General features: G+C 49.9%; 25 protein-coding genes and 1 pseudogene. 13 read left to right on the top strand and 13 right to left on the bottom strand.

The annotated features are described in order from the left end of the window. Nucleotides 1–119: 119 nt before the first annotated feature. The 8 genes from DDT56_RS16060 to DDT56_RS16025 all read right to left on the bottom strand — a co-directional run bounded on the left by DDT56_RS16060 (nucleotide 120) and on the right by DDT56_RS16025 (nucleotide 4,783). The gene (locus DDT56_RS16060) at nucleotides 120–590 is read right to left on the bottom strand and encodes a hypothetical protein (protein ID WP_136167451.1); all 471 of its coding nucleotides are present in this window, start codon (nucleotides 588–590) and stop codon (nucleotides 120–122) included. A gap of 510 nt (nucleotides 591–1,100) precedes the next feature. Beyond that, a complete protein-coding gene (locus DDT56_RS16055) occupies nucleotides 1,101–3,170 on the bottom strand; it encodes a DUF927 domain-containing protein (protein WP_136167450.1) in 2,070 nt (689 codons plus the stop codon). Then, entirely contained in the window at nucleotides 3,167–3,505 is a 339-nt protein-coding gene (locus tag DDT56_RS16050) for a hypothetical protein (RefSeq protein ID WP_136167449.1), read from the bottom strand. Before DDT56_RS16050 ends, DDT56_RS16055 begins: the two co-directional genes overlap by 4 nt. After that, nucleotides 3,502–3,678 carry a DUF4222 domain-containing protein gene (locus DDT56_RS16045; RefSeq protein WP_136167448.1) on the bottom strand — a complete coding sequence of 59 codons (177 nt, stop codon included), beginning with the start codon at nucleotides 3,676–3,678 and terminating at the stop codon, nucleotides 3,502–3,504. The genes DDT56_RS16050 and DDT56_RS16045 overlap by 4 nt, the downstream gene beginning before the upstream one ends. Continuing rightward, a complete protein-coding gene (locus DDT56_RS16040; RefSeq protein WP_136167447.1) occupies nucleotides 3,656–4,105 on the bottom strand; it encodes a hypothetical protein in 450 nt (149 codons plus the stop codon). The genes DDT56_RS16045 and DDT56_RS16040 overlap by 23 nt, the downstream gene beginning before the upstream one ends. After that, nucleotides 4,098–4,415 (bottom strand): hypothetical protein, encoded by a 318-nt coding sequence (locus DDT56_RS16035; protein WP_136167446.1) that lies wholly within the window; start codon nucleotides 4,413–4,415, stop codon nucleotides 4,098–4,100. Before DDT56_RS16035 ends, DDT56_RS16040 begins: the two co-directional genes overlap by 8 nt. Further along, complete coding sequence (locus DDT56_RS16030) at nucleotides 4,408–4,602, bottom strand: hypothetical protein (protein ID WP_136167445.1); 195 nt, start codon at nucleotides 4,600–4,602, stop codon at nucleotides 4,408–4,410. Before DDT56_RS16030 ends, DDT56_RS16035 begins: the two co-directional genes overlap by 8 nt. After that, complete coding sequence (locus DDT56_RS16025) at nucleotides 4,595–4,783, bottom strand: host cell division inhibitor Icd-like protein (protein WP_136167444.1); 189 nt, start codon at nucleotides 4,781–4,783, stop codon at nucleotides 4,595–4,597. The genes DDT56_RS16030 and DDT56_RS16025 overlap by 8 nt, the downstream gene beginning before the upstream one ends. A gap of 126 nt (nucleotides 4,784–4,909) precedes the next feature. On the opposite strand from DDT56_RS16025, the gene DDT56_RS16020 reads away from it, so the two are divergent. After that, nucleotides 4,910–5,089, top strand: coding sequence for a hypothetical protein (locus DDT56_RS16020; RefSeq protein WP_136167443.1), 180 nt, complete (start codon nucleotides 4,910–4,912; stop codon nucleotides 5,087–5,089). A 150-nt stretch (nucleotides 5,090–5,239) separates the two neighbouring features. Here the strand turns inward: DDT56_RS16020 and DDT56_RS16015 are convergent, their stop codons facing one another. From DDT56_RS16015 to DDT56_RS16000, 4 genes are all read right to left on the bottom strand, one after another. Then, nucleotides 5,240–6,022 carry an antA/AntB antirepressor family protein gene (locus DDT56_RS16015; RefSeq protein ID WP_136167442.1) on the bottom strand — a complete coding sequence of 261 codons (783 nt, stop codon included), beginning with the start codon at nucleotides 6,020–6,022 and terminating at the stop codon, nucleotides 5,240–5,242. A 139-nt stretch (nucleotides 6,023–6,161) separates the two neighbouring features. Then, nucleotides 6,162–6,446 (bottom strand): helix-turn-helix transcriptional regulator, encoded by a 285-nt coding sequence (locus DDT56_RS16010; protein ID WP_136167441.1) that lies wholly within the window; start codon nucleotides 6,444–6,446, stop codon nucleotides 6,162–6,164. A gap of 413 nt (nucleotides 6,447–6,859) precedes the next feature. Continuing rightward, a complete protein-coding gene (locus tag DDT56_RS16005) occupies nucleotides 6,860–7,513 on the bottom strand; it encodes a hypothetical protein (protein ID WP_136167440.1) in 654 nt (217 codons plus the stop codon). A 1-nt stretch (nucleotide 7,514) separates the two neighbouring features. Then, nucleotides 7,515–8,735 carry a tyrosine-type recombinase/integrase gene (locus DDT56_RS16000; RefSeq protein ID WP_136167439.1) on the bottom strand — a complete coding sequence of 407 codons (1,221 nt, stop codon included), beginning with the start codon at nucleotides 8,733–8,735 and terminating at the stop codon, nucleotides 7,515–7,517. A 445-nt stretch (nucleotides 8,736–9,180) separates the two neighbouring features. On the opposite strand from DDT56_RS16000, the pseudogene DDT56_RS15990 reads away from it, so the two are divergent. Together DDT56_RS15990 and DDT56_RS15985 are read left to right on the top strand one after the other, a co-directional pair. Next, a pseudogene (locus DDT56_RS15990) lies at nucleotides 9,181–9,956 on the top strand (DUF3289 family protein). After that, on the top strand, nucleotides 9,953–10,402 hold the full coding sequence (locus DDT56_RS15985) for a DUF943 family protein (protein WP_136167436.1): 450 nt from the start codon (nucleotides 9,953–9,955) through the stop codon (nucleotides 10,400–10,402). Before DDT56_RS15990 ends, DDT56_RS15985 begins: the two are co-directional and overlap by 4 nt. A 97-nt stretch (nucleotides 10,403–10,499) precedes the next feature. On the opposite strand, the gene fsa is transcribed toward DDT56_RS15985, so the two are convergent. Beyond that, nucleotides 10,500–11,174, bottom strand: a complete 675-nt coding sequence (gene fsa / locus DDT56_RS15980; protein ID WP_136167435.1) for a fructose-6-phosphate aldolase — start codon at nucleotides 11,172–11,174, stop codon at nucleotides 10,500–10,502. Nucleotides 11,175–11,365: 191 nt separating this feature from the next. On the opposite strand from fsa, the gene srlA reads away from it, so the two are divergent. The 10 genes from srlA to argD all read left to right on the top strand — a co-directional run bounded on the left by srlA (nucleotide 11,366) and on the right by argD (nucleotide 19,183). After that, nucleotides 11,366–11,914, top strand: a complete 549-nt coding sequence (gene srlA / locus DDT56_RS15975) for a PTS glucitol/sorbitol transporter subunit IIC (protein ID WP_136167434.1) — start codon at nucleotides 11,366–11,368, stop codon at nucleotides 11,912–11,914. 14 nt (nucleotides 11,915–11,928) lie between these two features. Next, nucleotides 11,929–12,939: a PTS glucitol/sorbitol transporter subunit IIB gene (gene srlE, locus DDT56_RS15970; protein WP_136167433.1), complete on the top strand. Its 1,011-nt coding sequence runs from the start codon at nucleotides 11,929–11,931 to the stop codon at nucleotides 12,937–12,939. 17 nt (nucleotides 12,940–12,956) lie between these two features. Then, a complete protein-coding gene (srlB, locus tag DDT56_RS15965) occupies nucleotides 12,957–13,319 on the top strand; it encodes a PTS glucitol/sorbitol transporter subunit IIA (RefSeq protein WP_009114788.1) in 363 nt (120 codons plus the stop codon). 21 nt (nucleotides 13,320–13,340) lie between these two features. Further along, a complete protein-coding gene (srlD, locus tag DDT56_RS15960; protein WP_136167432.1) occupies nucleotides 13,341–14,120 on the top strand; it encodes a sorbitol-6-phosphate dehydrogenase in 780 nt (259 codons plus the stop codon). A gap of 43 nt (nucleotides 14,121–14,163) precedes the next feature. Then, nucleotides 14,164–14,529, top strand: a complete 366-nt coding sequence (gutM, locus tag DDT56_RS15955) for a transcriptional regulator GutM (protein WP_136167431.1) — start codon at nucleotides 14,164–14,166, stop codon at nucleotides 14,527–14,529. Nucleotides 14,530–14,630: 101 nt separating this feature from the next. Then, complete coding sequence (srlR, locus tag DDT56_RS15950; RefSeq protein ID WP_136167430.1) at nucleotides 14,631–15,404, top strand: glucitol operon DNA-binding transcriptional repressor SrlR; 774 nt, start codon at nucleotides 14,631–14,633, stop codon at nucleotides 15,402–15,404. Nucleotides 15,405–15,595: 191 nt separating this feature from the next. Then, a complete protein-coding gene (locus DDT56_RS15945) occupies nucleotides 15,596–16,366 on the top strand; it encodes an amino acid ABC transporter substrate-binding protein (protein ID WP_136167429.1) in 771 nt (256 codons plus the stop codon). A 26-nt stretch (nucleotides 16,367–16,392) separates the two neighbouring features. Next, nucleotides 16,393–17,058, top strand: coding sequence for an amino acid ABC transporter permease (locus DDT56_RS15940; protein WP_136167428.1), 666 nt, complete (start codon nucleotides 16,393–16,395; stop codon nucleotides 17,056–17,058). A 204-nt stretch (nucleotides 17,059–17,262) separates the two neighbouring features. Next, nucleotides 17,263–17,853: an aminodeoxychorismate synthase component II gene (locus DDT56_RS15935; protein WP_136167427.1), complete on the top strand. Its 591-nt coding sequence runs from the start codon at nucleotides 17,263–17,265 to the stop codon at nucleotides 17,851–17,853. 103 nt (nucleotides 17,854–17,956) lie between these two features. Beyond that, nucleotides 17,957–19,183 carry a bifunctional acetylornithine/succinyldiaminopimelate transaminase gene (argD, locus tag DDT56_RS15930; RefSeq protein ID WP_136167426.1) on the top strand — a complete coding sequence of 409 codons (1,227 nt, stop codon included), beginning with the start codon at nucleotides 17,957–17,959 and terminating at the stop codon, nucleotides 19,181–19,183. Nucleotides 19,184–19,334: the final 151 nt, after the last annotated feature.

The following is a 19,334-nucleotide window of genomic DNA, read 5'->3' as shown; positions in this document are numbered from 1 at the left end:
CAAATACTATGTATGTTAGTATCTTTTCCTAAATTTTAGCAAAGCGTCAATCATCGCATAAAGCTATTCATGACAGGTGATAATATTGACAAAAAATAAAATACACTTAAAAACCGAAACTAAAAAATAAACTTACCAGAGTCCTTATACCCCAACGGTTTTACCTTCGGTAACTTCATAAGAGCACCTAAGTTAGATTGCCTAACATAGATATCAAAAATTCGATCACCATGCTCACCCATAATATATTTTCCCGTTTTTCTTTCTATCCAACAACTGGCATGTGTCCCAACAAAGGATTTTACTTTTGATGTTTTCGCTAATGGTCTACCTGACCGGAAACTCTCATCTTTTTGTTGGGGATGCTTCTCATGGTAATAATCCCACCAGACTGAAAACCGTAGCTCATCACATCCAATGTCAGACCAATTAATCACTGTCGGCTTGCCCCCAATTTCACAAAAAAAGTGCCCGTACTTTTGGTCATGATCATCTGGAGAAACGCCGTTCAAATCAATTTTGTTCTGCCGTATGGCCTCGTTTAGGGCGGTAACAAGTAAATTCAGTAAGGCTTCACGCTTGCTTAACATGGCGACTCCTTAAGTAATGGGCTACGTACTGTTTTATACGTTTATCAAAGTAAAAAAAAGCCGTAAGTAAATAAACTGGTATAGGTTAGGTTATCTTCGCTTGCTAATTAATATTTATCCTTAAAATTCAAACAATTGATTTTCACCACTCTAAAATCATACCCAAACATAGACTCAGACCTTTCAGAGTAAACGACACGGTCCCGCTAAGCTCATTGGCACGAATATAGCTACAGTCCCCATACAATAGGCCCCTCTATTATTTTTGAGGTGTAACGGGTGTAACAGGTGTTACAGCCGTGCCACATGCGGGTTTACCGTGTAACACCTTCGTTTTTTCATGGTGTAACAGGTGTAACGCTGCCAATAAAGCCACCGCTTTTGTTACACCTTGCTACACCTAAAACACATGAGGTGTAACAGCCAGAAACCGCGCCACTCCTGACCGTTACACCTGTTACACCTTGTTACCCCTATAAATAAGATACACGCGAAAAGACTTGTTAATGGTTAGTTAAATACAGAAGCGGTAAATTTATATACGCGTTGCGGCCCAATATCGGGCAAACGGGTAACAGACTGGAATTTGTTATTCCCCCCCATAACAAGACATCCCGCCTCTGCGCATAGCCGTGCCGCTTTCACCTGGTCGAATCCCTTACAGATTTCCTTCCAGCCTGCGGGCATGACATAAAACATTGTGGCTTCTTCTCCGGTGTTCGGGTCTTTCTCTGTCCTGCGATAACCCACCATATTAGCCGGACGATGATTATCATTATTCCAGTCAGCAAAGCGGGCGTACTGGTTGGCCGTGAAGAAACGCCGTATCTGTTCCATCACGCCAACATCTTCCTGATTGCCCACATGGCCCCGTTCACGCATCCACGCATCAAGACAGACCCTCACCGCCTTTATCGCTTCTCCTGTTTTCCAGCCGGTAATACCCGCATCGGAAGCCATTTCCCCTGCCACAGCCACCAGCGCAAAACGGGATACGACACGCCCCACCTGATTACCTGCATCTACAGGCATCAGCTCTGTGGTATAAGCCTTTAACAGTCGCTTTGCTTCGTCCACCTGCTTATCCAGATCGAGCGCCAGCGTACTTATCCATGCCCGGAACGGCATACCGTGATATCGCCCAACCTGTTCACAAAGATAATCAGCAAACGCCTTGCCATCTCCTATACCGTGCAGTTCTTCAAAGGCACCATATTTCCCGGTATCACTGGATATTTGCACCATACGCACTTCCATCCCGGCATAGGTTCGTTCCCCGGCACGTTCGGCGTGTTCTGCCAGCGATAACTCCCCTGTAGAGAAAAACAATAGCCGCCATTGCTTACGTGCCCTTAATTCGCCATCAGTACGTGCTCTGCCTTTTCCCTGTCCGTTTGCCAGCATATAGGCAATCTGGCCCGCCTCGCGCCCATCAACTTCACGTAATTCATCCAGAGGCAACAATGCATCATTTCGTCTGCTGGCCGTTCCCTCCAGTGCGTTCCCGGTTGCACGCCAGGTATGCCAATAATCCGGGCCACCGCATATCGATGCCGCTACCTTCATCACCGTAGTTTTTCCGTCTGTCGATTCCCCCTTAAGGTGATAACCGCCGCCATCCATTCCTATCAAGCGCAACAGAGGAGCCGCCAGCGCACAACTGACTGCAAACATTAAGCGGGAATTACCCACGCAAAATGCCCCGATATACTGCTTCCAGTCGTCCAAGGTTCCCGCTTGTTTAAAGTCCTGCGTCTGGTAGGTAGAGGTTTGCAGGATAACCGCCTCACTATCCCGCCCTATAACTTCATCCGGCAATACGTAGGTATGGCCATGCCACCCGGTGCGATCTACGCAGGTGACAGCGCGTTGCGGTTTAGCCAGTGCGATATAGTCCAGTAGTAATGCACGTTGTGCCTGTCCGGTGCCGATATAGGTTAAACCATTGGACAGCAGCACCCGGCGCATCTCATCACCACTACCGCTCAACATTTCCATCGGCATGGCCCATTGCCGCCGTGTGCCGTTGGTTGTCTCCCATTCCAGCAGACGGCCAAAGCTACCTCCTGACGCATCACTGGAAATAGCCGTCACCCGCAAAGGAGAGCATACCCGCACCGGACGGGTTTCAGTTTCACCGTTACCTTTCTGTATTTCCTTGTCGAACCACAAAGCATCCGACTCAAGTCTAAACCCTTTGGGAAAGCGGGTATCTACTGACTTCACTGACGCAGGAGCAACAGGAAACACCCGGTTAATTCGCTTACTGTCACAAAGCTGGGCTTTTAAATCTTTGGCCCCAATGATCCCGGCTACCAACGCCATACGTTTTTCCCGTTGCTTCCCTGCATCGGTTGAAATCAGCCCCTGGTCACATAGCCATTCATAAGTGGTCTGGCCGCTGTCCACTAGCCGGTGAAGCTCCTTTGCCAGCAAGCTGTAACGAGTGGCGGCATCCTGGTGTCGCCTCATGGCGCGCATAGCATCATCCCGTTCAATGGGGTGACCATTCACCCAGCGGTAAAGGCAGGAAAACAGCGCATCAGACATAGCCTCCTGCGTTTTTGTTTCTACCGTCATAGCTGCGGCCTCCCGCTCATGGTGAATTTGCCTATCAGCGGGTGAAACCAATATTTGCTTCCGTACTTCCGTTTAGCTCCACGAACGACTATCAGAGCCGCTTCCCGAAATTTAGCTTCATGGACGATCACGCCTGTTTTCTGACGCATGGTTATCACACCACAGTTCCGCGCTAGTTCTTCCGCCTTGTTGGCAGAAAACCCCATTTCAGCCGCCAGCATCGTCAAAGGTGCCATCCCTTCTGGAATGACGTCTTTTTTCTGCATGGCCGCAAGGGCAAGCTCTAATGCCTCAACACGCTTTATCAGCGCGTTAAACATAACTTTGCTGATCATGCGTGACCTCCTTCCATAAAGATAAATTCAGCAAGAAAACGGCTATCGGGATAAACACACTCCGATGAATAGCCCTCACGAATGAAGGAAATGCGGTTAAAGGCAGTAGACTTGACAGTGACACGTTGCCCGTTCTTGTTCTGGTAACGATCATTGGGTTGAGGCTGACGCATTGCGCACCCCCGCATCCAGTTCTTCAAAGCACGTAATGGCATAGATACCATCAATCCACAAATGAACCTCGCGGCGCTGCTGTTCATCAGTGATTTGGGGAATAACTTCCAGCAATAAGTGACGTAAACCGGCCTGAGCACGTAACAGACGGTTGCGCGATATGTTTTCCGGGATAACCGGTACTGGCGCATCAGTTGAGCCAATCAGGGCGTTAACACGCCGCTGATCTTCATAGTAAGCGTCAAGGTTGTTTACTTGCGTCTTAACTTCCACCGCCTTAGCAGTTACCCCATCCTGAGAAAAATCACGGTTAATACGTTCAGCAGAACGCTCCGCATATTCGCGGGTTTCAAATCCACCCTGTAATGTGTAATGCGTTACCTTGCCGGTACGCGGATTGATTTGTGTAGTCTGTACCTTAAACATGGCGCACCTCCCTTGAGGTGGGTTTCTCCGTGTTGATCTGGCGTTCAATAGCCTGTAGCTCATCTTCCACCAGCGTTACCATTACGGTGACCTGACACATAGCGCTGCGCATTCTGGCGTTGATAGGGTCTCGTATCCATTCACTATCAATACAGGTGTCGTAATGTTTACCCCATGCCATTGCGATGAATTCCTGGTGTTTAGCCAGTTCATCAAAGTAGGTGCGTAAAGCAGTAAGCGCCTCTATCGGCGTTTTTTCAGGGGAAAGTAATTTCCCGCTGACAACGTGCGGAGCGATTGGGTTAACCATGCGACACCTCCGCCACTTCCCCGCTGTCCAGCTCCAGATGGGTGCGGTGCAGGCGATCAAGCCGTTCCCACAGGACAAACATCAGGATTTCTTTTGCTTCTGGATTGCTCAGTTCCACAATGGCGTAGGCCAGCGCACGGCACTGATCGATAACCTCTTCCAGTTCTAACGGCGTGTTATCAAACATGGCGCACCTCCTGAACAGGCAGGCGACCAGCGAAAACCATAACGTGACCATCAGGAGATTGTTCCCGCGCTTCACGTTCGGTAGCGGCAGTGATATGAACGATACTTTGAGAAGAAATGCCCAGCGCCAGAAAGCGATACTGAAATTCGGGGCGAGTTTGGGTAGACTGGATATCAGCCATAGCGTTACCTCGATTAACGTGGTGGTTAGACGCCTCGGAAGTGTTCCCGCACTCCGAGGCGTTGTTTTTTGGTATGCACTTGTCATACACTTGACTACCAAACAAACATAATCAGGTGTCAACCAAATGTCAACCATAGAGATAAAAGGTAAAGGCAATAAACAAATTGCCTTGCGCGTGGAACCAGCTCTGGAAGAAGGAATTAAGCAGGCTATGGCGCAAGATGGAGATGCATCCGTTTCTGCTTGGATAAAACGAATCATCCGTAAGGAATTACAGTCCCGCGGCATCGACCAAAAAAGCTGAATGAAATCAGCGGGCTCAATTTTGAGCTGGTTAAAAGATTTAGCGATGCGAACAAAATCGCACCGGTTGACCTGATCGATCAGCGTGTTATTCTGGATATGCTTTAGTTTTGTGCAGTGACATGAGCGGCCCGGCATGGCCGCTTTTGTTTTATTCAGCATCAGATACCCCCAGCAGGCGTTTAGCCAGCCATCGCTGAGCCAGTTCCGTTAATTTGGCCTTGCGGGTAATCGTCGGCGTATCCAAATCCAACAACGTGCAATCCCGGCTTTCCAGATAAGCCAGTAGCGCCAGCTGATCGGCGTTCATGTGATCGCGCACCTGCTTAACTGGAATATCCTTCTGTTTTGCCCAGGCTCGAGGGTGTAAGCCCAGAACAAGGCTATTGAGGAATGAGCATTCGTTGCTGTAGGCGAAGCCGTGCTGGTTGTCTCTGGTGCGCTCGATATAGCCCTTCATCGCATCGGCCATGCTCTTATGGTCTTCACAGGCGGCAACACGATTTTTACGCCATACCAGCAATGCGGCCTGGTGTTCTTCTGGCGCTACACGGCGCAGGCGTTCTTCACAGTCGATGAAGTATTGGCGAGCCTGCTTTCCTTTATCATTGCGCTCGACCATTGCCAGCTCTTTAGCCATGTCAGAGCTGATCCGGTATTCCTCTCGTGGCCTGCCTTTTTTGGCGTTTTCCAAAAAAGTCTCGTAGTCGGTTCCCTCCACAAAACCGTACTGCTCGATACGCTTTTTAATCCAAGTGGCAAAAAGCTCACCATTCTCTAGAAAGTTATGGAGATTACGCGCATTGACAGTCGGCATACCCCGGCCACCGATAACGCCTTTTTCAAATGGAATGATGCTGGAAATATCCTTCTGACTGGTTTTGGGCTGAGTCTGGTCGCAGCCAGTAAAGGCTGTAATTTTTTTCTGAGTCATTTCTATCGCTCCAAAAAGTTGTTATTCAGAGCCGCCGCGACAGCGTTTTGGATACTGCAATTAAATGTGTGCAAACTCCCGCAAATTAATTTCTTTTCGTTGATCAGGCGATTTTGCGAGTAATTGCGTATTGACTCTGTTAAGCCGGTTTACGGCAATATGGGTTATTAACATTCTCTACAGATGGTGGATTACGAACCCACCAGAGAACATCACTCAGGAGCCACGCACAACTATTACGACCAAAATGACAACGAGGCGGGAAACGCCCCTCTTGCTCCATCTTCCAGCGGCTGGAACGGGAAAGGCTTGTGATTTCGCCACATTCATCTTCACGAATACGGCGGTCAAACTTAAAACCATATTCTTCAAGAAGGTTGCGACGTTGTGCTGGGGTTGGCGGGGTAAAACGGGCCTTTAACATGCTTCCTCCACTGTTCTAGTGTTTGTGAGTGAAGGTTAATGGATATAAACACAGCATTCCAGTGAGTCTGGAATCTTTTGAAAGATGGATAGATTCCAGTGAAACATTTAAATTCCAATGAGAAAAAAGACCGTTGTGTTATCCTTTAAAATCAACAAAATAGACACATTTCATGGTAAATAACCAGTTGTTTTTATTGTCTATTTTCCGTTATTTACGTATATTGCGGATTATGAACAAACACAGGCAATTCAAAACACTTACAATGCAGAGTTGAACCGAATGCAACAAGGTGAAACAGCATGAAACGGCGTTATAAACCATCTTATGCCGTCCATAAATTAGAAAATACAGTAGAATAATAAAAGGCACTTAAAAGCGAGCCAGAATAACATTTTTAAACAAGTTTAATATTATTCGTCGCTTATTTTTAATATTTGCAATGAAGAGGATATTTTTTTATAGACGGTGGATTTAGATATGCCAGCCATAGATATATTTTTTTCGTCTGCCAAGATTTTTAATTCACTATAAATTTTAGATATCGTGGGCTCTTCTATTGTTCCATATGAATTACCAAGTTTTTTTGCTAATAATTTCACTAGTAGACCAATTAGTTTATCCGTGTTATCTCTTTCATCATCTTTTCTGTGTAGTCCCCTCTGATTGCGACTCAACTCGATGCCTTTTAAATAAAGATCTTCACCCCCCATCTGAAACAAGTGTTCTTTACCATTATTTCTTGAGGCAACATAAGCCACTGCTTTTAAACATCTAATTTTAATTGGCTCCGGAGTAATTTCTTCATCAATCATAGGATATGCTAAAGCAAACATATAGTCAGCTTGCTGAGGTGCCTGGTTCCCTCCTCTAAATAGCCCAGATGCTGACAACCACTTTGAAATATGTCGATAATAAATGTCATATGCAGATTTCTTATCAACAGGTATTTCTGTTGTCTTAGTATCAGGATCTTCACCACATAGTAACAGAGCTAACTGCTTAACGTTTATCTCTGGTGTTTTAGCTTCTCGTTCGAATATCCCAAGTTTTATAAAACTAGACATTTTAAGCATTCCTGTTTAATAAAATTATATTTTTATATCCACCAGCCAATACATCCAGCCGATCCACCCACTTGTTCAACGCATCCAGCTTTTCCGGCAGGTATAGACTACGGTTGTAAATCGCCATAACTCCCGGCATTGAATGCCCCAATAGCTGTTCGACAACATGCGGAGCAATACCCATATTATTCATCCCCGTTGAAAGCGTCCGGCGTAAATCGTGCAGTGTCCACGCCTCAGAATGCCCCAGCTTTTTATAAACGCCTCGCCCCCACTGGCTGACAGCTTCAACATTCTTCGCTGTGCCAAGTAGAAAGCCAGACTTGCCATTATCCTGGTATAACTGTTCGATGAATGGCCGTAACGTTTCTGGCACTGGCCGCACAATCTTTTCACCGCCTTTACTGTGTTCTTTGGGAACCGTCCAAATCCAGGCATCACGATCCCATTCCTGCCACGTTGATAAACGCGCTTCTTGAGAACGACAACCAAAAACCATAATGATTTTTAGTAGATGCGTGTAATAAGGCATAAAGCTATCCCCAGCGATAATAGCCGCCCATAAATCACCGGCTTCAACATCGCTCAATACGCGATCCTTTTTGCGCTGCTTTTTGCCAACATCGGGGATTGTGAGGTCGTCTAAAGCATTGCTCACCGCATAACGGCGAACACGACAAAATTTAAGGGCTTGCTTACACATCTGGAAAACGTAACCAGCCGCTACCGGCGTTTCCTTTTTTATGCGATCAAAGCACTGTAGCCAATATCGTGTTTCGCAGTCGGCCAGCGCCATTTTTCCGATGTAGGGATAAATATGCTTCTTCAGTTGCGCTTCATGCCGCCTCACGTTGGCGCGGTTATCTTCGGCGTACTGTTTAATCCAATACTCAAGCGCTTCTTTCACCGTTACAGGCTTTAAAGTTTCCTGTGCGGTCAGTACAAGCTGATAGCGGGGGTCTTTGCCAGCAGCAAGCCAATTACGGCACTTATCACGCGCTTGTCTGGCTTCTTTGAGGCTCATATCTGGGTAACGCCCCAGCGTCACACGATACAACTTTTCACCAACCAGACGATAGGTAAACACCCAACTAATGCCACCCGCTTTTGAAACCTTAGCGCTCAACCCGGCACCATCAGCATAGAACTCAATCTTCTGGCTGGGTGCGCCCAATAGGTTCCGTAGCCGCTTGTCGCTCAATTTGTTGAGTTCACCCGCCATAATGCCCCAAAGTGTTTATACAAATGTTTATACATAAATCGCTACATAACAGCATAAACAGTAAAAAGCACTGGAACAATATACAGTGAATATAATTTTTAACTTATTGATTATTAATGATAATAATAAAACACAAGGAAGCATGAAGACAGGAAGTATAAATGTACGGCATGAACTGATTAACCAGCATATCTGGTTGATTTGAAAGGCGCTTGTCGGAAACGGCGGGCGCTTTTTGTTTTTTACGCTATTACAGTGTTCGATCGACCAATGAGAACAACGGCAAACGAAAAATTGTAGGCGGAACTGGGCAGACTGTAGTCTCTAGGTCATGCTAAAATTCATCCTGGAGTTTGATTTTAAAAGGACTTTAAAAATGGCTAACCAGACACCAACGGCAGGTGCTTAGCACTTTCCTCATATCGTCTACAGAACCCAGAAACAAATGGATGATTATCAAGCAGCGGACATGCGTTGCGGAGATATGAGTGAATATCAGCTAAAAACATTCTTCGGCCTCACCGATGTTTCTACTCAAGCCAATCCTTATGCTTTGACGAAACTGCCGCAGCCAATAACTTTCGTTTCACCATACATGGCCGTTAAAAAATCACTCGAGAAGAGTGTGCACGTATCATGTTTAATGAGTTTCGTGCTCTGTCGACTTTCCCTTTCTCTTTGTATGGGCCTTATCGCAACCTTATCATCGAGATGATTGACCATATGCAAAATGGAAACGGAAAGATCTTCCGCAGCCCATTGCTTAATCAGGCGCTGAAAAAACAGATTACTGAAGATACATCGAACGGAAGTTCTTTGTTGCGAATAAAACTGGCAATCGAAGCAAATATTGACAAGATAAATCAGATATATCCGACTGAGAAAGCAGAACAAATCACGATATTTATTCGAGGCGGCAAATTACCAAAATTTGACCAGAGCGAGGACAATTTTAACGGAATGGGGATTACCGTCCATGATACATGGGCCACCCATATCACAATTAATTCTTTAACCATAAGCGGTAACGCCTGGCGGGCGGTGATTCATTATAAGACACAGGACCATTTCGGACTGGACGAAGAAGACATTAGTAAATGGAAATTTCGCCAGTGGCGGTTCTTTCGATTATGGTTTGTCCTACAACGATACAGCCAGTTTGCTTACAGGCCATTTATTACCGAAATGGAAGCTACGGTGGAGGTCGGTGGATTAGTATGAACATTGTACTGAAAAAAACAGTAGTCTTGCTTTGCATTTTAGCTATTGTGACTGGTATATGGTTATTGTCCAGGACGGTGAAAATAATTGCCGTTCACCAGTATTCCAGCACCAGCGATGTCATCGTCCAGAATTTTCCATTAACGGACAAAGGGAAAATAAACTGGTGGTTAAAGAATGCGGACATGCTGAAGAAAAAATACCACATTCCCAATCCTGCTCCTTATGGCGCCTTCAGTATTACCTTCTGGGATTTTGACGACGGTTACAAAGAAGAAGGCAAGTACGACCGCCTTTGTTTTAATGATATGCAGACGAAGAAAAACTGCATTGATAAAAATGCCGTATTCGCGGTACATAATACCAGTGAAGGAGAGATTGTTTTTCTCACCTATGATGGAGTTTACAAACAGAAAGGTGGCGAAATAACGCCCCTCCGTGACTAAGGTCGATTTCCTTTACAGCGATTGACGCATAAAACGGCTAATCAATCCCTCGCCACCAAAACGTCACCACCTTTTATCTTGAAAGTTTTTTAGCAGATTACTCTAGGTACTGCTGCTCCATACCGCCAAAAGCCCCCTGCCAGTCAGTATCAAATTTTTCTATCGCCGCCTGCACCGCCGGTGTACTGATAAACTGTTCCGCCACATCAACCGGCAGCGTGATCGCCTGACATCCCGCCAGCATGCATTCCAGCGCCTGACGCGGGCTTTTGAAACTTGCCGCCAGTACGCCCGCGTGCGGAGCATGCAACGTCAGCAGCTTCTGTAAATCGCGCACCGTCTGAACCCCGTCGCCGCCTTGCGCATCGAGCCGATTGACATAAGGCGCCACGTATCTGGCGCCCGCCAGGGCGGCGAACAGCCCCTGCGCCGCACCGTAGATGGCGGTCCCCAGCACCGGAATACCCTCGCGGCGTAAGATTTTCATCGCCGCCAGCCCCTCTGCGGTAGCGGGAACTTTGATAATCAAATCGTCAACGTATTGCCGTATCTGCAAAGCCTCTTTAACCATATCCTCTGCCCGGTGGGCGATCACCTGAGCAAAGAGTTCCCCTTTTCCCTCCAGGACCTGACGCAACGCCGGCAACAGTTCATGCAATGGCTTACCCGCTGCGGCGACAATGCTCGGGTTCGTCGTGATGCCGGCCAGCGGTAAGATACGCGCCAGTCGTTCAATGGCGGTGATATCCGCCGTATCGAGATAAATCTTCATTGCTCTCTTCCTCCACAGAATGCGTTCAACAATCATTTCCTATTTATATTTCATAATAAACGAAATAACTTTCAAAATGTGATCAATTTAAAATTTAAAAAACATATTTGGATATATTTTGATAGCACGTAAACAAAACAACACGCGGTTTAGTGTCTTGCGGCATCAACCAGAGGAAACAGGAGCGCTATATGATAGACGTCATCACCCATGGGGCTGAGTGGTTCATCGGCCTGTTTCAGAAAGGAGGGGAAGTTTTTGTCGGCATGGTGACCGGCATACTTCCTTTGCTGATTAGCCTGCTCGTTATTATGAATGCGCTGATTGTGTTCGTCGGTCAGGAACGCATCGAACGTCTGGCCCAACGCTGCGCGGGGAACCCGCTCTCCCGCTATCTGCTGTTGCCGGTTATCGGCACATTCGTCTTTTGCAATCCCATGACGTTAAGTCTGGGCCGCTTTATGCCGGAGAAGTACAAGCCGAGCTACTACGCCGCCGCGTCTTATAGCTGTCACTCCATGAATGGCCTGTTCCCGCATATCAATCCTGGGGAGCTGTTCGTCTACCTCGGGATCGCCAGCGGCCTGACGACGCTCGGCCTGCCGCTGGGCCCGCTGGCGGTTAGCTACCTGCTGGTGGGAATGGTGAGCAACTTTTTCCGCGGCTGGGTCACGGACCTGACCACCACGTTATTTGAACGCAAAATGCGCATCCAGCTTGACCGTCAGGTTCAGCTTTAACGGGGGAAACCATCATGAGCAACGTGATTCGTATTGAAAAAGGCGAAAGCGGCTGGGGCGGCCCGCTGCTGATCGACGCGGTGCCGGGCAAAAAAATTGTCTATATCACCGCGGGGACGCGTCCGGCAATTGTCGATCGCCTGAGCGAACTAACCGGCTGGCCGGCCGTGGATGGCTTTAAAGACGGCGAGCCGCCGGCTGAAGAGATCGGCATAGCGGTGATTGACTGCGGCGGCACGCTGCGCTGCGGGATTTATCCCAAACGCCGCATCCCGACGGTCAACATCCATTCGACCGGCCGGTCCGGCCCGCTGGCGCAGTTTATTGTGGAAGATATTTACGTATCCGGCGTGCGGGAAAAAAACATACAACGGGTGGAAACCGCGTCGGCAACGCCCGCGGCCAACCCTTCCGCGCCGGAAAAAACCGCCGGCGGCACCGCATCCGCCGGCCTTGCCCGGGATTACGACAGCAGCAAAAAAATCACCGAACAGAGCGACGGACTGCTGGCCAAGGTCGGTATGGGCATGGGCTCGGTAGTGGCAGTGTTCTTCCAGGCCGGTCGGGAAACCATTGATACGGTATTGAAGACTATTCTGCCGTTTATGGCGTTCGTCGCGGCGCTGATCGGCATCATTATGGCCTCGGGGCTGGGCGATATGATTGCGCACAGCCTGACGCCGCTGGCAAATAGTCCGATCGGCTTGGTCACGCTGGCGTTGATTTGTTCATTCCCCCTGCTTTCTCCGTTTCTGGGGCCGGGCGCGGTGATTGCCCAGGTGATTGGCGTGCTGGTCGGCGTACAGATCGGCCTGGGAAATATTCCTCCCGCTCTGGCGCTCCCCGCTCTGTTCGCGATTAACGCTCAGGCCTCCTGTGACTTCATCCCTGTCGGCCTGTCGCTGGCGGAAGCGAAACAGGACACCGTGCGCGTCGGGGTGCCTTCCGTACTGGTGGGCCGCTTTCTTACCGGCGCGCCGACCGTGCTGCTGGCCTGGGTAGTATCCGGTTTTATCTACCAATAACCGCTGTGGGAGTCGGTATGAACACGGTTTTTCAAACCATATTTACCCGTATTGGCGACAACGCGGCGGAGGCATTGACTGAAGACATGATGATCACCTTTCGTGAAGGGGCCCCCGAAGACATCGAATCATTCTGCTTTATCCACCAGCATGGCGATCTGCACGGCGAACTACGCGCAGGGGACACGCTGATGCTATCGGACAGGGCCTATCCGATTACCGCGGTAGGCTCGGTGGCGACGCAGAATCTGCGTGAACTGGGTCATATCACCATCCGCTTTGACGGCGCCGCCGAAGCAGAGTTTCCCGGCTCGCTGCACGTTGCAGGTAAGCCGCCGACAGATATCCAAGTCGGCGGTAAATTAACGATTTTTTCTTAAATATCAGGTGGGGAGATGCATATGAAACAGGTTGCGGTAGTCATCGGCGGCGGACAGACCCTCGGTGCGTTCCTGTGTGAAGGCCTGGCGGAAGCGGGTTATCAGGTTGCGGTGGTTGATTTGAATGCTCAACACGCCATGCAGGTAGCGGAAACGATCAATGCTCGCTACGGCGCCGAATGCGCCTGCGGCTTTGGCGCTGACGCCACGGATGAAGTACAGGTTGAACGGTTGGCGCAGGCGGTTGACGCCCGATTCGGTCAGGTCAATCTTTTGGTCTATAGCGCAGGGATGGCCAAGGCGGCCCCCATTACGCAGTTCCGGCTCAACGATTTTGATTTGTCTTTACAGGTGAATCTGGTGGGATATTTCCTGTGCGCCCGCGAGTTTGCCAAGCTGATGATCCGCGACGGCATCGCCGGGCGCATTATTCAGATTAACTCCAAATCAGGAAAAGTCGGCAGTAAGCACAATTCCGGCTATAGCGCGGCCAAGTTCGGCGGGGTTGGGCTGACTCAGTCGCTGGCGCTGGATCTGGCGGAGTTCGGTATTACCGTCCACTCGCTCATGCTGGGCAATTTGCTGAAATCGCCGATGTTCCAGTCATTATTACCGCAGTATGCCGAGAAACTGGGCATCCGACCGGAAGAAGTGGAGCAGTACTATATCGATAAAGTGCCGCTTAAGCGGGGCTGCGACTATCAGGATGTGCTGAACACGTTACTGTACTATGCCAGTGATAAAGCCTCTTACTGTACCGGCCAGTCGATCAATATTACCGGCGGGCAGGTCATGTTCTGAATACGCTATCCCCGGCGCGATGCCGGGAAACGGGAGGTGAACGATGAGCCCGGCATCATTATTGATTACCTTTGCGGTATGCGCATGGCTGTTACAAATCGCGCTGGGCTGGCGGCAATTGCGTCGTTTCAATCAAGCGTTTGACGCGTTGTACCGCCAGGGGAACACGGTTGGCGTAGGCCGCGCCGCCGAAAAGTTTAACGCCAGAGTGCTCGTGGCGCTGGCGTTTGATGAGCAGGAACGGGTATGCGACGCTTTTATCATGCGTGGGTTTACGGTCTTTGCCCGGCCGCAGCGAATGACAGAATGGATAGGATTGAAGAGAACGCAACTGGCGCCAAATGTGATCTTTCCCATAGAACCGGCTTGCCGCGTCGCGCTTTCGTTGGCGATTGAAGCGAAATCATGATATTTTCATTTTAAAAGATATTTCCTTTCATTTGGCAGCATTTCCCTGCGCCAGGTTCCGTAAAGGAAAGCGTTAAAATGACCTATCGGATGGATATCGCAATGAAACCTAAACAACGTCAGGCGGCGATCCTGGAATATCTGCGCACGCATGGCAAAACGTCCGTGGAGACGCTCGCCGGCCGTTTCAGCACCACGGGCACGACAATCCGTAAGGATTTAACCGCGCTGGAAGAAGAAGGCGCGGTTATCCGTACTTACGGCGGCGTGATGCCCAGCCGGGAAGAGGGCGATCAGCCCATCGACCGCAAAACACACATTAATACCAAGAAGAAAAAACAGATTGCCCACGCGGCCGCGGCGCTGATTAATGACGGCGACTCGCTGATATTCGATGCGGGCAGCACCGTGCTGCAAATGGTGCCGTGGCTGACGCAATTCAACAATATTACCGTTATGACCAACAGCCTGAGCATTGTTAATGAGCTGGTTGAACTGGATAACGATCAAACCATCCTGATGCCGGGCGGCACCTATCGCAAAACCTCGGCCTCGTTTCACGGCAGTCTGGCGGAAACCGCCTTTTCCCATTTCAGTTTTGACAAGCTGTTTATCGGCGCCGACGGCGTCGACCTGAATGCGGGCGTCACCACCTACAATGAACTGCACGCCGTCAGTCAGGCAATGTGCCGCGCCGCGCAACAGATTATCCTGCTGGTGGACTCGTCCAAGTTTGGCCGCAAAAGCCCCAATGTGGTCTGCGAGCTGAGCGCGGTGGATATCCTGATTACAGACGGCGATATCAATCCGGACTACCTGACAGCGTTAAGGGCTAAGAACATTAATGTCATTGTGGTGGGGGATGACGATGAATAAGCGTATGCCGGCCCGGCGATCAACCGGCATGCTCTGCGCGCCGCCGACGTCGCCTGAAGGGCAAATTTACTATATTCAGTTCTGATATAACCCATCACGCAATGTAATTTATCAAAATAAACCTTCTGGCGTAGATTCATTATCAATAAAAGTTATAAGCCATATGATGCCCATTACCCACAGGAACCATAATGAAGAAATTACATTTCGCTATACTGACTGGCGCACTGTTCGCAACGAGCGTCTTTGCACAGGCGCAGGATGACCTCGCGGCCATCAAGTCCGCCGGGGTGATTAAAATCGGTACGGAAGGCACCTACGCCCCCTACACCTACCACGATAAATCGGGCCAGTTGGTGGGGTTTGATGTGGATATTGGCCGCGCGGTCGCCGAAAAACTGGGCGTCAAGGCGCAGTTTATCGAAGGCCGCTGGGACGGACTAATCGCCGGCGTGGACGCCAAACGCTACGATGTCGTCATCAATCAGGTCGGCATCACTAAAGAGCGTCAGGCCAAATACGACTTCTCCAAACCTTATATCGACTCGAAAGCGGTGCTTATCACCCAGGCCGATAACGCCACCATCAAAGACTTCAGCGATCTGAAAGGCAAAAAATCGGCGCAGAGCCTGACCAGCAACTACGCGAAGCTGGCCACCAGCCACGGCGCGGAGCTTGTGCCTACCGATGGATTCAACCAGTCTTTGGATCTGGTGCTCAGCGGCCGGGCCGACGCCACGCTGAACGATAACCTGTCTTACCTTGATTTCAAAAAGCAGAAGCCAGACGCGAAGGTAAAAGTTATTGCCACCGCGCCTACCGGCGAACCTTCCGCTATTTTGGTGCGCAAAAACCAGCCGCAGCTGGTGGACGCGCTGAATAAGGCATTGGATGAAATCAAAGCCGACGGCACCTATAAAACGATAGCCGTGCGCTACTTCGGTCAGGACGTATCTCAATAATATCCCTGTTAGCGGAGTCATTTTTCATGCCGCCCTGGCTACAGCTTATGGCAGACTCTTTCTGGAGTCTGCTGTCCGCAGGATTAAAATTTACCGTCCCCCTGGCGATTCTTTCCTTTATTTTCGGTCTGGCCGTCGGGGTGATTGTCGCCCTGATCCGCCTCTATGGCCCGAAGCCATTGAAATGGATCGGCGACTTTTATGTCTGGGTTATCCGTGGGACACCGCTGCTGGTTCAGTTATTTCTCATCTTTTACGGGCTTCCCAGCGCGGGTATCACCCTGGATGCTTTCCCCGCCGCGTTAATCGGGTTCACCATCAGCGTCGGCGCATACAGCTCGGAAATCGTCCGCGGGGCGATATTATCGGTACCGCGAGGCCAATGGAGCGCGGCATACTCCCTGGGCATGAACGGCGCTCAGGCAATTCGCTGGGTAATATTTCCACAGTCGGTGTTCGTTTCATTACCTCCGTTGTCCAACACCTTTATTTCCTTAATCAAAGATACCTCGCTTGCCGCCGTCATTACGGTCCCGGAAATGTTTTTATCCGCACAGCGTATTGTTTCCGTCACCTACGAACCGCTGATTCTTTATATCGAGGCCGCGTTGATTTATCTGATGTTCAGCACGGTGCTAAGCCAGTTACAGGTGAAGCTCGAAAAGTATTACCAGCGCCATATCGTGCACTGATCCCGGGCGGGTGGCGCCCCGTTTCCATTCGCTTTGCCCTTCTATTGGCGCGCAGACGCTGCATTAGCGTCCGCAGCCGGTTCTTAAACTATACCTGCCACCCGCCCCGCCGATTTATAGGCCGATACCCTCGGCACGGTTCGATGATAAAATCCGCTCCAGCGCTATAAAGTTGAACGTGAGAATTACAATATTGGGTGATACATGTTGTTACTGATCGATAACTATGACTCCTTTACCTACAATCTGTATCAGTATTTTTGCGAGCTGGGCGCTGAAGTACTGGTCAAACGTAATGATGAGCTAAGTCTGGATGATATCGAACGGCTATCGCCGTCGCGGCTAGTGATCTCTCCCGGCCCCTGTACGCCGGATGACGCGGGTATTTCGCTGGCGGCCATCCGCCATTTTGCCGGCAGGTTGCCCATCCTTGGCGTGTGTCTTGGTCATCAGGCGATGGGACAGGCATTCGGTGCGCGAATCATCCGTGCTCGCCAGGTAATGCACGGCAAAACCTCGGTTATCCAACACAATAATACGGGGGTTTTTGCCGGGCTGTCGCAGCCGCTGACGGTAACACGCTATCACTCGCTGGTGATTGAACCCGCGTCCCTGGCAGACTGCTTCGAGGTGACCGCCTGGAGTGAACGTGACGGCAAGCATGATGAAATAATGGGGATTCGGCACCGTTCACTGCCATTAGAAGGCGTCCAGTTTCATCCGGAAAGTATTCTCAGCCAGCAGGGACACCAGCTTTTAGATAATTTTCTTAAAATAGAGTCAGATAGGAAATAATTTTTCTTTCCGGGCGATTTAACATTGCCTGAAATTGATTTTTTATGCATATTTATTGATTATATTTTCACTCAAAATTGTTGATATCGGAGCATATAAGCAGATGGCAACGGATAAAAAAGCAGTAACGCGGGAAACTCACGACAAAGTTATTTTGCCGGTTTATGCACCAGCGCAGTTTATACCGGTAAAAGGTAAAGGAAGCCGGGTGTGGGATCAGCAAGGACGAGAATACATTGATTTCTCCGGTGGTATTGCCGTTACCGCGCTTGGCCACTGTCATCCGGCGCTGGTAGCCGCGCTGCAACAGCAGGGAGAAAAGCTGTGGCACACCAGCAATATCTTCACCAATGAGCCTGCACTACGCTTGGCCGGCAAGCTGATTAATGCGACGTTTGCCGATCGGGTATTTTTTGTCAACTCCGGCGCCGAAGCAAACGAAGCGGCTTTCAAGCTGGCGCGCCACTACGCGATTAAGCGTCACAGCCCGTATAAAACCAAAATCATTGCGTTTTATAACGCCTTTCACGGACGGACGCTGTTTACCGTTTCCGTTGGCGGTCAGGCTAAATATGCCGATGGTTTCGGGCCGAAGCCCGCCGATATCGTGCACGTTCCTTTTAATGACCTGGCGGCGGTCAAAGCGGTGATGGACGATCATACCTGCGCAGTGGTATTGGAGCCCGTTCAGGGAGAGGGCGGCATTACGCCGGCCACCCCGGAATTCCTGCAAGGCGTACGTGAACTGTGCGATCAATACCAGGCGCTGCTGGTATTTGATGAAGTCCAGTCCGGGATGGGCCGTACCGGTAAGCTGTTTACTTACATGCATTACGGTATTACGCCGGATATTCTCACCACCGCCAAAGCCTTGGGCGGGGGCTTTCCCATCAGCGCCATGCTCACCACGGAAGAGATCGCCTCGGTAATGACCGTTGGCGTACACGGCACGACCTATGGCGGCAACCCGCTGGCCTGTGCGGTAGCGGAAGCGGCGCTGGATACCATCAATACGCCGCAGGTACTGTCGGGCGTAGCGGAGCGTCATAATCTATTTGTCGGGGCGTTGGAAAAGATCAACCAGCAGTACGGTATCTTTGAGCAGATTCGCGGCTTGGGATTATTGCTGGGAGCAGAGCTTAAGCCGCAGTGGCATGGTCGGGCGGGCGAGTTTCTGGCCGCAGCGGCGCAACATGGCGTAATGGTATTGATGGCGGGACCAAATGTGATTCGTTTCGTACCTTCACTGGTCATTGCCCCCGAGGATATCGAACAGGGAATGGCGCAGTTTACCAAAGCGGTAGCGCAGGTGGTCAACGCAGCCGGTTGAACACCTTAATGCCTGGCAGTTTACGGCCCACGTCCCTGTGGGCCGCCCTTCGGGCCGGTGCTGCGCACCGGCAAACCACAGATAAAACAAAAGGCCCAGTCTTGCGACTGGGCCTTCCGTTCTGTTTGATGCCTGGCAGTTCCCTACTCTC

It is taken from the genome of Brenneria corticis (assembly GCF_003115855.1).
Classification (GTDB): Bacteria; Pseudomonadota; Gammaproteobacteria; order Enterobacterales; family Enterobacteriaceae; genus Brenneria; species Brenneria corticis.
This window is presented reverse-complemented; position numbering and strand designations above follow the sequence as displayed.

Coding starts and splice junctions, on each gene's coding strand:
- DDT56_RS16060 (WP_136167451.1), bottom strand. CDS start 590: ATGTTAAGCAAGCGTGAAGCCTTACTGAATTTACTTGTTACCGCCCTA.
- DDT56_RS16055 (WP_136167450.1), bottom strand. CDS start 3,170: ATGACGGTAGAAACAAAAACGCAGGAGGCTATGTCTGATGCGCTGTTT.
- DDT56_RS16050 (WP_136167449.1), bottom strand. CDS start 3,505: ATGATCAGCAAAGTTATGTTTAACGCGCTGATAAAGCGTGTTGAGGCA.
- DDT56_RS16045 (WP_136167448.1), bottom strand. CDS start 3,678: ATGCGTCAGCCTCAACCCAATGATCGTTACCAGAACAAGAACGGGCAA.
- DDT56_RS16040 (WP_136167447.1), bottom strand. CDS start 4,105: ATGTTTAAGGTACAGACTACACAAATCAATCCGCGTACCGGCAAGGTA.
- DDT56_RS16035 (WP_136167446.1), bottom strand. CDS start 4,415: ATGGTTAACCCAATCGCTCCGCACGTTGTCAGCGGGAAATTACTTTCC.
- DDT56_RS16030 (WP_136167445.1), bottom strand. CDS start 4,602: ATGTTTGATAACACGCCGTTAGAACTGGAAGAGGTTATCGATCAGTGC.
- DDT56_RS16025 (WP_136167444.1), bottom strand. CDS start 4,783: ATGGCTGATATCCAGTCTACCCAAACTCGCCCCGAATTTCAGTATCGC.
- DDT56_RS16020 (WP_136167443.1), top strand. CDS start 4,910: ATGTCAACCATAGAGATAAAAGGTAAAGGCAATAAACAAATTGCCTTG.
- DDT56_RS16015 (WP_136167442.1), bottom strand. CDS start 6,022: ATGACTCAGAAAAAAATTACAGCCTTTACTGGCTGCGACCAGACTCAG.
- DDT56_RS16010 (WP_136167441.1), bottom strand. CDS start 6,446: ATGTTAAAGGCCCGTTTTACCCCGCCAACCCCAGCACAACGTCGCAAC.
- DDT56_RS16005 (WP_136167440.1), bottom strand. CDS start 7,513: ATGTCTAGTTTTATAAAACTTGGGATATTCGAACGAGAAGCTAAAACA.
- DDT56_RS16000 (WP_136167439.1), bottom strand. CDS start 8,735: ATGGCGGGTGAACTCAACAAATTGAGCGACAAGCGGCTACGGAACCTA.
- DDT56_RS15985 (WP_136167436.1), top strand. CDS start 9,953: ATGAACATTGTACTGAAAAAAACAGTAGTCTTGCTTTGCATTTTAGCT.
- fsa (WP_136167435.1), bottom strand. CDS start 11,174: ATGAAGATTTATCTCGATACGGCGGATATCACCGCCATTGAACGACTG.
- srlA (WP_136167434.1), top strand. CDS start 11,366: ATGATAGACGTCATCACCCATGGGGCTGAGTGGTTCATCGGCCTGTTT.
- srlE (WP_136167433.1), top strand. CDS start 11,929: ATGAGCAACGTGATTCGTATTGAAAAAGGCGAAAGCGGCTGGGGCGGC.
- srlB (WP_009114788.1), top strand. CDS start 12,957: ATGAACACGGTTTTTCAAACCATATTTACCCGTATTGGCGACAACGCG.
- srlD (WP_136167432.1), top strand. CDS start 13,341: ATGAAACAGGTTGCGGTAGTCATCGGCGGCGGACAGACCCTCGGTGCG.
- gutM (WP_136167431.1), top strand. CDS start 14,164: ATGAGCCCGGCATCATTATTGATTACCTTTGCGGTATGCGCATGGCTG.
- srlR (WP_136167430.1), top strand. CDS start 14,631: ATGAAACCTAAACAACGTCAGGCGGCGATCCTGGAATATCTGCGCACG.
- DDT56_RS15945 (WP_136167429.1), top strand. CDS start 15,596: ATGAAGAAATTACATTTCGCTATACTGACTGGCGCACTGTTCGCAACG.
- DDT56_RS15940 (WP_136167428.1), top strand. CDS start 16,393: ATGCCGCCCTGGCTACAGCTTATGGCAGACTCTTTCTGGAGTCTGCTG.
- DDT56_RS15935 (WP_136167427.1), top strand. CDS start 17,263: ATGTTGTTACTGATCGATAACTATGACTCCTTTACCTACAATCTGTAT.
- argD (WP_136167426.1), top strand. CDS start 17,957: ATGGCAACGGATAAAAAAGCAGTAACGCGGGAAACTCACGACAAAGTT.